The following is a 14,603-nucleotide window of genomic DNA, read 5'->3' as shown; positions in this document are numbered from 1 at the left end:
GGATTTTAACATGACGCAATTTGCATTTGTGTTTCCGGGGCAGGGTTCCCAGACCGTTGGGATGTTGTCTGAAATGGCAGCAAGCTACCCAATTGTTGAAGAAACTTTTGCTGAAGCATCAGCTGCGCTGGGCTATGATCTGTGGGCGCTGACTCAGCAAGGTCCGGCAGAAGAACTGAATAAAACCTGGCAGACGCAGCCAGCGCTATTGGCTGCATCTGTCGCGCTGTATCGCGTATGGCAGCAGCAGGGGGGTAAAACACCTGCGCTGATGGCAGGTCACAGCCTGGGCGAATACTCTGCGCTGGTATGTGCGGGCGTAATTGATTTTGCCGATGCCGTCCGTCTGGTTGAACTGCGCGGCAAATTCATGCAGGAAGCCGTACCGGAAGGTACTGGCGGCATGTCTGCGATTATTGGTCTGGACGATGCCTCTATCGCTAAAGCGTGTGAAGAGTCTGCTGAAGGGCAGGTCGTTTCTCCGGTTAACTTCAACTCGCCGGGTCAGGTGGTTATCGCCGGGCATAAAGAAGCCGTAGAACGTGCAGGTGCTGCTTGTAAAGCCGCTGGCGCCAAGCGTGCGCTGCCGTTGCCGGTCAGCGTGCCTTCTCACTGCGCGCTGATGAAGCCTGCCGCTGAGAAACTGGCCGTTGAATTGCAAAAAATCACTTTCAACGCGCCGACTGTTCCAGTTGTGAACAACGTCGACGTGAAGTGTGAAACTACCGCAGACGCGATTCGCGATGCGCTGGTTCGTCAACTGTACAGCCCGGTTCAGTGGACCAAAACCGTTGAATTTATGGCATCTCAGGGCGTAGAGCACCTGTATGAAGTGGGGCCAGGTAAAGTTCTCACCGGTTTGACGAAACGTATTGTTGACACCCTGACCGCTTCGGCACTGAATGAGCCGGCGGCGCTGTCTGCGGCGCTAGAGCAATAAAAGAGGAAGCCCATGAATTTTGAAGGAAAAATCGCGCTGGTAACCGGTGCAAGCCGTGGAATTGGCCGCGCAATTGCTGAAACACTCGTTGCCCGTGGCGCGAAAGTTATCGGGACTGCAACCAGTGAAAGTGGTGCGCAGGCCATTAGCGATTACTTAGGTGCAAATGGTAAAGGTCTGATGTTGAATGTGACCGATCCGGCATCTATCGAATCTGTTCTGGAAAATATTCGCGCAGAATTTGGTGAAGTCGATATTCTGGTCAATAATGCCGGGATTACTCGTGATAACCTGTTAATGCGCATGAAGGATGACGAGTGGAACGATATCATCGAAACCAACCTGTCATCTGTTTTCCGTCTGTCAAAAGCGGTAATGCGAGCTATGATGAAAAAGCGTCATGGGCGTATTATCACTATCGGTTCTGTGGTTGGTACCATGGGAAATGCGGGTCAGGCTAACTACGCTGCGGCGAAAGCAGGTCTGATCGGCTTCAGTAAATCACTGGCGCGCGAAGTTGCGTCCCGTGGTATTACTGTAAACGTTGTTGCTCCGGGCTTTATTGAAACGGACATGACGCGTGCGCTGTCTGATGATCAGCGTGCGGGTATACTGGCGCAGGTTCCTGCGGGTCGCCTTGGTGGCGCTCAGGAAATCGCCAGTGCGGTTGCATTTTTAGCTTCTGACGAAGCAAGTTACATCACAGGTGAGACTTTGCACGTCAACGGCGGGATGTACATGGTTTAACCACGATTGAAAAATATTTGCGTTATTAGGGGGAATGGCCTCAAAATAACGTAAAATCGTGGTAAGACCTGCCGGGATTTAGTTGCAAATTTTTCAACATTTTATACACTACGAAAACCATCGCGAAAGCGAGTTTTGATAGGAAATTTAAGAGTATGAGCACTATCGAAGAACGCGTTAAGAAAATTATCGGCGAACAGCTGGGCGTTAAGCAGGAAGAAGTTACCAACAATGCTTCCTTCGTTGAAGACCTGGGCGCAGATTCTCTTGACACCGTTGAGCTGGTAATGGCTCTGGAAGAAGAGTTTGATACTGAGATTCCGGACGAAGAAGCTGAGAAAATCACTACCGTTCAGGCTGCCATTGATTACATCAACGGCCACCAGGCGTAAGTGAACATCTCCAGGCGGTCATTCGACCGCCTGAGTTTTATCTTTTTATCCCACTTGAATTATTTTCCCTCCCTGGAGGACAACCGTGTCTAAGCGTCGTGTAGTTGTGACCGGACTGGGCATGTTGTCTCCTGTCGGCAATACCGTAGAGTCTACCTGGAAAGCTCTCCTTGCCGGTCAGAGTGGCATCAGCCTGATCGACCATTTCGATACTAGCGCCTATGCAACGAAATTTGCTGGCTTAGTAAAGGATTTTAACTGTGAAGACATTATCTCGCGCAAAGAACAGCGCAAGATGGATGCCTTCATTCAATATGGAATTGTCGCTGGCGTTCAGGCCATGCAGGATTCTGGCCTCGAAATTACGGAAGAGAACGCTCACCGTATTGGCGCCGCTATTGGCTCTGGTATTGGCGGTCTCGGTCTGATCGAAGAAAACCATACCTCTTTGGTAAACGGTGGACCGCGTAAGATCAGCCCGTTCTTCGTTCCGTCGACGATTGTTAACATGGTGGCAGGTCACCTGACCATCATGTACGGCCTGCAAGGGCCAAGCATCTCCATCGCGACCGCCTGTACTTCAGGCGTACATAACATCGGTCACGCCGCACGTATCATTGCATACGGTGATGCAGACGCGATGGTTGCGGGTGGTGCTGAAAAAGCCAGTACACCGCTTGGCGTGGGTGGTTTTGGCGCGGCACGCGCGCTGTCTACGCGTAATGATAACCCGCAAGCGGCAAGCCGCCCGTGGGATAAAGAGCGTGATGGCTTCGTGTTGGGCGACGGCGCAGGCATGGTGGTACTGGAAGAGTACGAGCATGCGAAAGCGCGCGGCGCGAAAATCTATGCTGAAGTCGTTGGTTTTGGCATGAGCAGCGATGCTTACCACATGACGTCACCACCGGAAAACGGTGCAGGCGCTGCGCTGGCAATGGTCAACGCATTGCGCGATGCGGCTATCGAAGCGGGTCAGATCGGCTATGTCAACGCGCATGGTACGTCTACGCCTGCAGGCGATAAAGCTGAAACCCAGGCAGTGAAATCTGTCTTTGGCGATGCGGCGAGCCGTGTGATGGTAAGCTCAACCAAATCCATGACCGGTCACCTGTTAGGCGCTGCGGGCGCGGTAGAGTCTATTTTCTCTATCCTGGCGCTGCGCGACCAGGCTATTCCGCCAACCATCAACCTGGATAACCCGGATGAAGGTTGCGACCTGGACTTCGTTCCTCACGAAGCGCGTCAGGTGAGTGGTTTGGAATATACTCTGTGTAACTCCTTCGGCTTCGGTGGTACCAACGGTTCTTTGATCTTTAAAAAGATTTAAGTCTCGTCAGGTGATGCGTTAGCATCGAAATAAAACTGAAAAGGTCCGCTTGTCGGGCCTTTTTTTATTCGGTTTTTCGCCCTTGTCCTGTGTTACTCATCCTGCGAAACTAGCGGACCAGATATAAGGAGCCTCCATGTTCTTAATTAATGGCTGCGAGCAAAATCTGCTGGCCGTAAGCGATCGAGCGACCCAATTTGGCGATGGTTGTTTTACTACCGCGCGAATTATCGACGGCGAAATTTGCCTCTTTGCAGCGCATCTTGCGCGTTTACAAGACGCTTGCCAAAAGTTGCTGATCGCTTTTGAACAGTGGTCAGAACTGCAAGATGAAATGAAAATGCTGGCTCAAGGACACGCGCGTGGCGTATTGAAAGTCATTATTAGCCGCGGTAGCGGCGGTCGGGGATACAGCGGCGCAAATTGTCACAACGCCACCCGTATTCTCTCTGTTTCAGCCTGGCCCGAACATTACGATCGTTGGCGCCATGAAGGGATTACGCTGGCGTTAAGCCCAGTGCGTCTGGGGCGTAACCCTATGCTTGCCGGACTTAAGCATCTGAATCGCCTGGAGCAGGTATTGATTCGCTCTCATCTTGAGCAGACGGATGCCGATGAAGCGCTGGTTCTTGACAGCGAGGGATGGGTTACGGAATGCTGTGCGGCTAATTTGTTCTGGCGTAAAGGTAATGTGGTTTACACTCCCCGGTTGGATCAGGCCGGAGTGAACGGCATTATGCGACAATTCTGTATCCGTATGCTGGCACAATCACCGTTCAGTCTTGTCGAAGTGTATGCCGGGTTGGAGGAGATTATGCAAGCCGATGAAATCGTCGTCTGTAACGCATTAATGCCGGTTATTCCCGTGCGTACCTGTGGCGACACGATGTTGTCTTCACGTTTGTTATTCGATTTTTTAGCCCCACTTTGTGAGCACCCGAATTAGTCATGAAAAAACTGTTACTCGTTGTCCTGTTATTGCTGGTTGTGCTGGGCATTGCCGCGGGCGTGGGCATGTGGAAAGTTCGCCATCTGGCGGACAGTAAGTTATTGATTAAAGAAGAGACCATTTTTACGCTGAAAGCGGGTACAGGCCGCCTGGCCCTCGGTGAACAGCTGTATGCGGATAAGGTTATCAATCGTCCGCGTGTCTTCCAGTGGCTGCTGCGTGTGGAGCCTGACCTGTCGCATTTTAAGGCGGGTACCTATCGCCTGACGCCCGACATGACGGTGCGAGAAATGCTGCTATTGCTGGAAAGCGGTAAAGAGGCCCAGTTCCCGTTACGTCTGGTGGAAGGGATGCGCCTGAGTGATTACCTCAAACAACTGCGCGATGCTCCCTATATCAAACATACGCTGAGCGACGATAACTACGAGACTGTCGCTCAGGCGCTGAAGCTGGAAAACCCGCAGTGGGTGGAAGGCTGGTTCTGGCCCGATACCTGGATGTATACCGCCAATACGACCGACGTAGCACTGCTAAAACGTGCGCATCAAAAGATGGTTAAAGCGGTGGATACCGTCTGGGAAGGGCGCGCTGATGGCTTGCCTTATCAGGATAAAAATCAGCTAGTGACAATGGCCTCGATTATTGAAAAAGAAACTGCGGTTGCCAGCGAGCGCGACCAGGTGGCCTCGGTCTTTATTAACCGCTTACGTATTGGCATGCGTTTACAAACCGATCCGACGGTGATTTACGGCATGGGGACACGGTATAATGGCAAATTGTCGCGTGTGGATTTAGAAACGCCAACCGCCTATAACACCTACACCATCACCGGGCTGCCGCCTGGCCCGATTGCCATGCCGGGAGAGGCCTCGTTGCAGGCTGCCGCACATCCGGCAAAAACGCCGTATCTCTATTTCGTGGCAGATGGTAAAGGCGGCCACACATTTAACACCAATCTTGTCAGCCATAACCGGTCAGTACAGGATTACCTGAAAGTGCTTAAGGAAAAAAATGGGCAGTAACTATATCGTCATCGAGGGCCTGGAAGGCGCCGGAAAAACCACTGCGCGTAATGTGGTGGTAGAGACACTTGAGCAACTCGGTATTCGTGACATGGTTTTTACCCGCGAGCCTGGTGGAACGCAGCTCGCTGAGAAACTAAGAAGCCTGGTGCTGGACATTAAGTCGGTAGGTGACGAGGTCATTACCGACAAAGCCGAAGTCCTGATGTTTTACGCCGCGCGCGTACAGTTGGTCGAAACCGTTATTAAACCTGCGCTGGCGAGAGGCGCATGGGTCATTGGCGATCGTCACGACCTGTCGACCCAGGCGTATCAGGGCGGTGGCCGCGGTATCGATCAAAACATGCTGGCAACGCTGCGTGATGCGGTACTCGGAGATTTTCGCCCGGACCTGACGCTCTATCTGGATGTCACTCCAGAAGTCGGATTGAAGCGTGCGCGTGCGCGTGGCGAACTGGACCGTATTGAACAGGAATCTTTCGATTTCTTTAATCGTACCCGAGCGCGCTATCTTGAACTGGCTGCCAAAGATGCCAGCATTCGTACTATTGACGCTACGCAGCCGCTGGAGGCTGTGATGGCTGATATTCGCAACACCATTACTCAGTGGGTGAAGGAGCAGGGCGCATGAAATGGTACCCATGGTTACGACCTGATTTTGAAAAACTGGTAGCGAGCTACCAGACGGGTCGTGGTCACCATGCGTTACTGATTCAGGCGTTACCCGGCATGGGCGACGATGCGCTGATTTACGCGCTCAGTCGCTATTTAATGTGTCAGCAGCCGGAAGGACATAAAAGCTGCGGACACTGCCGCGGCTGTCAGCTGATGCAGGCGGGGACCCATCCGGACTACTATTCGCTGCTGCCGGAAAAAGGCAAAAGCACGCTGGGCGTTGATGCGGTACGTGAAGTCAGTGAGAAACTGTACGAGCATTCACGCCTGGGCGGGGCGAAAGTGGTGTGGATCCCGGATGCCGCCCAGTTAACTGATGCCGCCGCTAATGCGTTACTGAAAACGCTGGAAGAGCCTCCGGCGCAGACCTGGTTCTTCCTCGCCAGTCGCGAACCTGCGCGTTTATTGGCCACGCTGCGTAGCCGCTGTCGGTTACATCACCTTGCACCACCGGCAGAGTCATACGCTATTTCCTGGCTTACCCGTGAAGTGACGGCGTCACCGGAAGCATTGTTGAGCGCATTACGTCTGAGTGCGGGGTCGCCTGGCGCGGCATTAACGTTGCTACAGGCTGAAAGCTGGACGCACCGCACAGATTTCCTCGCCGCGCTGGCGAACACCCTGCAATCAGGCGACTGGTATATCCTGTTAGCGGCGCTCAACCACGATCAGGCTGCCGCTCGTTTACACTGGCTGGCCACGCTGTTGACGGATGCCTTAAAGCGTTCTTATGGGATTTCCCATTTAACCAATCCTGATGCTCAGGATCTCATCTCTTCTATCGCCGAGCGGTTATCCGTCGCCCAGATACAGGCGATACTCGGTGATGTTTGTCATTGTCGTCAGCAGTTGCTGAACGTGACGGGCATAAACCGTGAACTGGTATTAACCGATCTTATTCTCCGTATTGAGCATTACCTGCAACCAGGCACCGTACTGCCTGTTCCTCATCTTTGAGAGAGACATTATGTTTTTAGTCGACTCACACTGCCATCTTGATGGCCTGGATTATCAATCTCTGCATAAGGACGTGGATGACGTGTTGGCGAAAGCGGCCGCACGCGATGTGAAATTTTGTCTTGCCGTCGCGACCACCCTGCCGGGATACCGCAGTATGCGTGAACTGGTTGGCCAACGTGACAACGTGGTTTTCTCCTGCGGTGTGCATCCGTTAAATCAGGATGAAACTTATGATGTTGAAGACCTGCGTCGTTTTGCCGCCGAAGACGGTGTGGTAGCGATGGGCGAAACCGGGCTGGATTATTTTTACACGCCGGAAACGAAGGTGCGCCAGCAGGAATCTTTCATCCACCATATTCAGATTGGCCGCGAGTTACAGAAACCGGTTATCGTGCATACCCGTGATGCCCGAGCCGATACGTTATCAATTCTGCGCGAAGAAAAGGTGACGGATTGCGGCGGCGTACTACACTGTTTTACAGAGGACAGAGAAACGGCGGGCAAATTGCTGGATCTCGGCTTTTATATCTCGTTTTCCGGCATCGTCACGTTCCGTAATGCTGACCAACTTCGTGATGCTGCCCGTTATGTTCCTCTGGATCGTTTGTTAGTTGAGACGGATTCTCCGTACCTTGCGCCGGTGCCGCATCGTGGAAAAGAGAACCAACCTGCCATGACGCGTGACGTTGCGGAGTATATGGCCGTAGTGAAAGGTGTTGCCGTGGAAGAACTGGCGCAGGCAACCACTGATAACTTTGCCCGCCTGTTTCACATCGATGCTTCTCGCCTGCAATCAGTCCGTTAACTGACTTTTTTTAAAGCTCGTAATTAATAACTAAAGCGAGTAAAGTTCACCGCCACAAAATGGGCGGTGAATAACCAGTTAGACACATTCAGAAACTCATTTTATCGGAATGTGCGAATTTTGCGGCCATTCACAACTGAATTGTGATAGCCGTCAAACAAATACAGACTGAATTATTTTACTCTGTGTAATAAATAAAGAGCACTTAGATGCTCTGTCCACGGCGAGGCTCTCCCCCCTTGCCAATGCGTGAGAACGTAGAATACACAAAATCATTCAAGCGGCATCAAGGCGGCAAGTGAGTGAATGACAGGAGCTTACTCGAGTAAGTGACTGGAGTGAATGAGCGCAGCCAACGCTGAGGCGGTTTGAAGGATGAAGTGTATAAGCACAAATACTCAGGAGCACTCCTAATTATGTTTAAGAATGCATTTGCTAACCTGCAAAAGGTCGGTAAATCGCTGATGCTGCCGGTATCCGTACTCCCGATTGCAGGTATCCTGCTGGGTGTCGGTTCCGCTAACTTCAGCTGGCTGCCAGCCGTTGTATCGCACGTAATGGCAGAAGCAGGCGGTTCTGTTTTTGCGAACATGCCGCTGATCTTTGCCATCGGTGTTGCGTTAGGCTTCACCAACAATGACGGCGTATCTGCACTGGCATCCGTTGTTGCCTACGGCATCATGGTTAAAACCATGGCTGTTGTTGCGCCGCTGGTTCTGCATTTACCTGCTGAAGAGATCGCCGCTAAACACCTTGCTGATACGGGTGTTCTCGGGGGGATTATCTCCGGTGCGATTGCAGCGTATATGTTCAACCGTTTCTACCGTATCAAATTGCCTGAGTATCTCGGCTTCTTTGCGGGTAAGCGCTTCGTTCCTATTATTTCTGGTCTGGCTGCCATCTTCACAGGCGTGGTTCTGTCCTTTATTTGGCCGCCGATCGGTACTGCTATTCAGACGTTCTCCCAGTGGGCTGCATACCAGAACCCGGTAGTGGCGTTCGGTATCTATGGCTTCATTGAACGCTGCCTGGTGCCGTTTGGTCTGCACCATATCTGGAACGTTCCTTTCCAGATGCAGATCGGTGAGTACACCAACGCTGCAGGCCAGGTGTTCCACGGCGATATCCCTCGCTATATGGCGGGCGACCCGACTGCGGGCAAACTGTCCGGTGGTTTCCTGTTCAAAATGTATGGTCTGCCAGCTGCCGCTATCGCTATCTGGCACTCTGCTAAACCAGAAAACCGCGCGAAAGTGGGCGGTATTATGATCTCCGCGGCGCTGACCTCGTTCCTGACCGGTATTACCGAGCCGATCGAGTTCTCCTTCATGTTCGTGGCGCCGATCCTGTACATCATCCACGCGATTCTGGCTGGTCTGGCATTCCCGATCTGTATCCTGCTGGGTATGCGTGACGGGACATCGTTCTCTCACGGTCTGATTGACTTTATCGTTCTGTCCGGTAACAGCAGCAAACTGTGGTTGTTCCCGATTGTCGGTATCGGTTATGCGATTGTTTACTACACCATCTTCCGTGTGCTGATCAAAGCGCTGGACCTGAAAACGCCAGGTCGTGAAGATGCGACCGAAGACAGCAAAGCGGGTGCGTCCGGCGAAATGGCTCCGGCTCTGGTTGCTGCATTCGGTGGTAAAGAAAACATCACTAACCTCGATGCGTGCATTACTCGTCTGCGCGTTAGCGTGGCTGACGTTGCCAAAGTGGATCAGGCTGGCCTGAAGAAACTGGGTGCGGCGGGCGTCGTGGTTGCTGGTTCCGGTGTTCAGGCGATCTTCGGTACCAAGTCCGATAACCTGAAAACTGAAATGGATGAGTACATCCGTAACAGCTAAGCAGTAAGACGTTGGGGAGAACTAAGGCAGCCTGCGGGCTGCCTTTTTTATTGTCTTAATTGGCCTGAACGCGAATGGGCGCAGTGGCGGCGAACAGCCATGGACGGGCTTCTGCGTTTACGCGTGGGGACAATGTCTCTCTGACCTGCTGGTGGTAATCATCAATCCACTGTTTCTCAGCATCGCTCAGCAGATGCAGTTCCACAAGGTTCAAATCAATCGGCACCAGCGTCAGCGTTGAGAAACGGCAGAAGCCCGGACGGCTGTTGATAATCTCCACCTGATTCTCAATGCGGATCCCATATTGCCCGGCCAGATAATAACCCGGTTCGATGGTGATGATATTGCCCGCCACCAGAGGCCAGGGGTTAACTTTTTTGGCAATGCGATGAGGTTGTTCATGGATAAGCAACTGATGGCCTACGCCGTGCCCGGTTCCATGATCAAAATCCAGTCCCAAATCCCACAACGCCCGCCGACTAAAGGCATCCAGTTGATGGCCCTGAGTACCGCTGGGGAACTGCAGTGAAATAAGTGACAAGAAGCCTTTCAACACGGCGGTGTAGTGCAAGCGTCGCTGCGGATCCTGTGGGCCAAATGCCAGGGTGCGCGTCGTATCCGTGGTACCATTATGATACTGACCACCGGAATCATTCAGGTACATGGCCTGCGAGGTAATTGGCGTATTGGTTTTTTCGCTGGAGTGGTAATGACACATCGCCGCATTGCTGGCAGAGGCTGAAATCGTGCTGAAACTCTGCTCGATAAATCCCGGCTGCTGCTGGCGAAACTCCAGCTGTTTAGCCTGCGCTTCCAGTTCGGTGATTGGATTGCCCGCCGCTTCGCGTAAAGGGACCTCATGCGCCAGCCATGCGAGGAAGTTAACCCAGGCTGCGCCATCCTGTTCATGGCATTCCCGATAGCCTGCCAGTTCAATGTCATTTTTGTGCGCTTTCATTAACGTAATAGGGTCGGGGGCCCACAGGACGTGGCCGCCATGTTCTTCTATGGCAAAACGCAATGCCACCGGAGCGTAGTCTTTATCGACCAGAAAGCGCTTCCCATTTGCCAACTGCTGGCAGCGAGCCAGGAAGCTCTCTTGCGGGGCCAGCGTAAGCGTATCCAACAGCGATGCGGGGAGTTGCTGTGTTTTATTGCTATCGACAAACCATTCCAGTTCGCCGCTGCGATGGAGCAGGGCAAATGAGAACGGAACCGGAACCATAGCAAGATCCGAACCACGGACATTAAGCAGCCAGGCAATGTTGTCCGGCAGCGTAATCGCCAGCACATCGGCCTGATGTTGAGTGAGCTGCTCCACGACGCGGGCACGTTTCTGTGCGCTGCTCTCACCGCTGATGTCGAGGGGCATTTCGCGAATGATGCCGCAAGGCGCTGCCGGACGATCTAACCATACCTGGTCGAAGGGATCCTGCTCCAGAGGTACCAGCTCGCAGTGGGTAGCCGACAGCGCTTCAAACTGGCTGTTAACCATCAGCAGCGGCTCAAAGCCGATACGTGTACCCGCTGCAACGTGAGACTGCAAATAGTCGGCCAGCGGTTCGTTGTGTAAATGGTGAATTTCAAAATCATCCAGCGAGACTTCATTGCGCACCTGGACCTGATAGCGCCCATCGACAAATATTAATGCGCGGTCGCGCAGGACCAGCGCGAGTCCCGCTGAGCCGCTAAAACCAGTCAGCCAGGCCAACTTATTATCATGCGGCGTACAATCTTCACTTTGGTGAGCGTCGGCGCGCGGGACAATCATACCATCCAGCCCCTGCGCTATCAGCAGGTTACGCAGGGCGGAAAGAGGAGTTGAGTTGTGCATAGTTACCTCAGGCCTTAACGGAACGGCGGTTCGTTGAACGTACGTAATTTACGGGAGTGCAGTCGATCGCCTTCGGCGCGAAGACGATCGATAGCCCGGATACCTATTTGCAGATGCTCGGAAATGGCGCCTTCATAAAAACGGTTGGCCTGACCAGGCAGTTTAATCTCGCCGTGCAGCGGTTTGTCGGAAACGCAAAGCAATGTGCCGTAGGGGACGCGGAAGCGGTAGCCCTGGGCGGCGATAGTGGCGCTTTCCATATCGATAGCTACCGCACGGCTGAGGTTAAAGCGCAGCGCAGAGGCGGAGTAACGTAATTCCCAGTTACGATCGTCGGTAGTGACAACGGTACCGGTACGCAGGCGCTGTTTGACCTCTTCGCCGGGTATGCCGCTGACCTCTTTGGTCGCGTCATACAGCGCGCGTTGCACTTCAGCGATGCTCGGAATCGGAATATCCGGCGGGAGTACGGCATCCAGCACGTGGTCATCACGCAAATAAGCGTGTGCCAGAACATAATCGCCAATTGCCTGACTTTCACGCAGGCCGCCACAGTGCCCAATCATCAGCCAGACATCAGGGCGCAATACGGCGAGATGATCGCAAATAGTTTTGGCGTTAGACGGGCCGACGCCGATATTCACCAGCGTGATCCCCTGACCATCAGCGGTAATTAAATGCCAGGCGGGCATCTGGTGTTTCTTCCAGGCGAGATCGGAGATGGCTTCTTCTGGCGCTTCGGTTTCGGCGGTGATCCAGATCCCGCCCGCGCATGACAGCGCGATATACGGACTGTCCGGGGCGAGGATCTGGCTGCAGCCCCAGCGTACGAACTCATCGACATAGCGGGTGTAGTTGGTGAACAGCACAAAGGGCTGGAAATGTTCAACCGGCGTGCCCGTGTAATGGCGCAGTCGCGCCAGCGAAAAATCCACGCGTCGGGCATCGAAGTGAGACAGCGGAGAAAATTCCGCCGGATGAAAAATCCCGTCCGCCGTTTCGTCACCAATCTGCGACAATTCAGTGGTGGGGAAATGGCGCGTTAATCCGGCGCTCATCGAGCGATCCAACGTCAGTTCTGAACCGTCAATCACATAGGGATAGGGGATTTCATGCTGCGATGGCTCAACGGAGATATGCGCATCATAATCCTGATACAGCAGCGTGAGCTGTTCTTCAAGATAAGGACGAAAGAGCGACGGACGGGTAATGGTGGTGGTATAGCAACCCGCATGGGTAAAACGGCCATAGGCGCGTGTTTTTGGCGGATTAGTGGCGCTGCCATCCCAGGTGACACGAAGTGACGGGTAGACAAAAAGACCGTTCTGGCGGGCGATTACGTCAGGGAGGGTCCCTGTTTCAATATACTTACCAATGGCGCTACGCAGTGATTTAACCGACTGTTCGTACAGCGCGTCCAGTTTATCCAGTGCCTGAGCCGGGGTCAGGCTGGCGCCCTTATTGTTCATGTCTGTCTCCTTGTTCCACAGATATACCGCTCTCCCGATAGTATGTCACAGGAATGTGAAACAAAAGTCAGACGTTAAGGAAGATGGTGCGAAGACTGGACGGCCCTCGCACCGGGGGTTTAACCGTGCTGCTTATCCCGCATCAACAGCGCGGTAGTGGCGGAGATAAGACAACCCGCCATCAGATAAATAGCTACGCTGTGCCAGTCTCCGCCTGAAAATGTTACCAGTGCCGCCGCAATAAAGGGGGTAAAACCGCCGCCAACCACGCTGGCCACCTGATAACCAACGCCTGCGCCGCTATAGCGATAGCTTGCGCCAAATAAACCGGTAAACATAGGCTGCTGCACGCAGACCACCATATCGTGTGCGATGTTGGCCAGCATAATCGCGAAGAACACGATCCAGAAAATAGACTGGGCCTCCAGCGCCATAAAGAATGGGAAGGCGCTTAGCGTCCCGACCAGTGCCCCGGTAATGTAGACGCGACGACGACCAAAGCGGTCAGCAAGCCACGCAAAGCAGGGGATGGTCAGACAGCTCAGCCCGCCGACCAGCAATCCGATATTCAGAAACAGCTCGCGTGGCAGGCCGAGGTTTTGTGTCGAGTAGTTAAGAGCAAATGCGGTGACGATATACATCGTCAGCAGTTCACACAGGCGCAGGGCGATAATTTTTAAGAATGCTCCCGGATGGCGGATTAAGGCCTCGATGACCGGAAGCCGCTTTTTCTCGGGCTGTGGCGCCTGTTGCTGCTGTTCGAACTCGGCCGATTCATCCATTCTGTTACGCATCCACAACGCGCCTAATACCAGCACGATGCTGAACAAGAACGGAATACGCCAGCCCCAACTGAGGAACTGCTCATCGGTAGTTTGAGAGCTAATCAGCGAGACCAGGCCGGTAGAAAGCAGCAGACCGACGCCGTACCCGACCTGTACACCGCTGCTATAAAAGGCTTTTTTATTTTTCGGCGCACTTTCGACGGAGAGCAACGCGGCTCCGCCCCATTCACCACCCACGGCGAAGCCCTGAATGGCGCGCAGCGTCACCAGTAGAACAGGGGCCCACCAGCCAATGGTGTCAAAGGAAGGAATAATGCCAATCAGCGCCGTGGCGATCCCCATCATCCAGACGGTGAGCATCAGCATACGTTTACGCCCAAGACGATCGCCGAAGTGGCCGAAGATGACCCCGCCTAGCGGGCGGAACAGAAATCCGACGCCAAAGGTAGCGAAGGCGGCAAGTGTTCCCATCGCCGGACTGACCTGCGGAAAGAACTCGCGGTTAAAGACTAACGCAGCGGTGATGCCATAGAGCAGAAAATCATACCAGTCGACCACGGCGCCCGCGAAGCTACCAAGCGCAGCACGTCGGGCACGGTTGAGCGAAGAGGCGTCCTGTTGGGGACCCGTGGAGGTGAGGGTGGAATCCATAGTTATCCTGTCTGTACTGTCTTTTAATTATTAGTATTTGAGTTGGGTTACACACATTGCAGCCGATAGATTACCGGACGTTATGAGATTACCGCGACAGGCATGAAGAGGAAACGATTATATCCCTCGCAGAGGACAACATGAATAATTAGACGAATGAGAAAATTGAAAAGCAAAAAGCCTGCTCGAAAGCAGGC

Annotated in this window: 13 protein-coding genes; 10 read left to right on the top strand and 3 right to left on the bottom strand. The window is 53.3% G+C overall.

The genetic code is table 11. The features are described from left to right. Nucleotides 1-10: 10 nt before the first annotated feature. The 10 genes from fabD (at nucleotide 11) to ptsG (ending at nucleotide 9,667) form a co-directional block, all read left to right on the top strand. Nucleotides 11-940, top strand: a complete 930-nt coding sequence (gene fabD, locus FDX09_RS22480; protein ID WP_087857783.1) for an ACP S-malonyltransferase — start codon at nucleotides 11-13, stop codon at nucleotides 938-940. Between the two features lie 12 nt (nucleotides 941-952). Continuing rightward, nucleotides 953-1,687: a 3-oxoacyl-ACP reductase FabG gene (fabG, locus tag FDX09_RS22475; protein ID WP_006685074.1), complete on the top strand. Its 735-nt coding sequence runs from the start codon at nucleotides 953-955 to the stop codon at nucleotides 1,685-1,687. 155 nt (nucleotides 1,688-1,842) lie between these two features. Continuing rightward, nucleotides 1,843-2,079, top strand: coding sequence for an acyl carrier protein (gene acpP, locus FDX09_RS22470; RefSeq protein WP_000103754.1), 237 nt, complete (start codon nucleotides 1,843-1,845; stop codon nucleotides 2,077-2,079). Nucleotides 2,080-2,164: 85 nt separating this feature from the next. Next, nucleotides 2,165-3,406 carry a beta-ketoacyl-ACP synthase II gene (fabF, locus tag FDX09_RS22465; protein ID WP_038639753.1) on the top strand — a complete coding sequence of 414 codons (1,242 nt, stop codon included), beginning with the start codon at nucleotides 2,165-2,167 and terminating at the stop codon, nucleotides 3,404-3,406. A gap of 136 nt (nucleotides 3,407-3,542) precedes the next feature. Then, nucleotides 3,543-4,352 (top strand): aminodeoxychorismate lyase, encoded by an 810-nt coding sequence (gene pabC / locus FDX09_RS22460; protein WP_069323326.1) that lies wholly within the window; start codon nucleotides 3,543-3,545, stop codon nucleotides 4,350-4,352. A gap of 2 nt (nucleotides 4,353-4,354) precedes the next feature. Continuing rightward, nucleotides 4,355-5,377 carry a cell division protein YceG gene (gene yceG / locus FDX09_RS22455; RefSeq protein WP_038639759.1) on the top strand — a complete coding sequence of 341 codons (1,023 nt, stop codon included), beginning with the start codon at nucleotides 4,355-4,357 and terminating at the stop codon, nucleotides 5,375-5,377. Continuing rightward, on the top strand, nucleotides 5,367-6,008 hold the full coding sequence (gene tmk, locus FDX09_RS22450; RefSeq protein WP_038639762.1) for a dTMP kinase: 642 nt from the start codon (nucleotides 5,367-5,369) through the stop codon (nucleotides 6,006-6,008). The genes yceG and tmk overlap by 11 nt, the downstream gene beginning before the upstream one ends. Then, nucleotides 6,005-7,009, top strand: coding sequence for a DNA polymerase III subunit delta' (gene holB, locus FDX09_RS22445; RefSeq protein WP_110498357.1), 1,005 nt, complete (start codon nucleotides 6,005-6,007; stop codon nucleotides 7,007-7,009). The genes tmk and holB overlap by 4 nt, the downstream gene beginning before the upstream one ends. A 10-nt stretch (nucleotides 7,010-7,019) precedes the next feature. Then, complete coding sequence (locus FDX09_RS22440) at nucleotides 7,020-7,817, top strand: metal-dependent hydrolase (RefSeq protein WP_038639768.1); 798 nt, start codon at nucleotides 7,020-7,022, stop codon at nucleotides 7,815-7,817. 416 nt (nucleotides 7,818-8,233) lie between these two features. Then, nucleotides 8,234-9,667 carry a PTS glucose transporter subunit IIBC gene (ptsG, locus tag FDX09_RS22435; protein ID WP_003036277.1) on the top strand — a complete coding sequence of 478 codons (1,434 nt, stop codon included), beginning with the start codon at nucleotides 8,234-8,236 and terminating at the stop codon, nucleotides 9,665-9,667. A gap of 55 nt (nucleotides 9,668-9,722) precedes the next feature. Here the strand turns inward: ptsG and FDX09_RS22430 are convergent, their stop codons facing one another. The 3 genes from FDX09_RS22430 to shiA form a co-directional block, all read right to left on the bottom strand. After that, nucleotides 9,723-11,501 (bottom strand): aminopeptidase P family protein, encoded by a 1,779-nt coding sequence (locus FDX09_RS22430; protein ID WP_137347895.1) that lies wholly within the window; start codon nucleotides 11,499-11,501, stop codon nucleotides 9,723-9,725. A gap of 14 nt (nucleotides 11,502-11,515) precedes the next feature. Continuing rightward, nucleotides 11,516-12,970 carry an AMP nucleosidase gene (locus FDX09_RS22425; protein WP_137347894.1) on the bottom strand — a complete coding sequence of 485 codons (1,455 nt, stop codon included), beginning with the start codon at nucleotides 12,968-12,970 and terminating at the stop codon, nucleotides 11,516-11,518. 119 nt (nucleotides 12,971-13,089) lie between these two features. Continuing rightward, on the bottom strand, nucleotides 13,090-14,406 hold the full coding sequence (gene shiA / locus FDX09_RS22420; RefSeq protein ID WP_038639777.1) for a shikimate transporter: 1,317 nt from the start codon (nucleotides 14,404-14,406) through the stop codon (nucleotides 13,090-13,092). Between the last annotated feature and the right edge of the window lie 197 nt (nucleotides 14,407-14,603).

Origin of the sequence: Citrobacter sp. wls717, from assembly GCF_005280955.1 — a bacterium.
GTDB classification, from domain to species: Bacteria; Pseudomonadota; Gammaproteobacteria; order Enterobacterales; family Enterobacteriaceae; genus Citrobacter; species Citrobacter werkmanii.
Note: the sequence above shows the minus strand (reverse complement) of the source record. Positions and strands in the feature narration are given on the sequence as shown.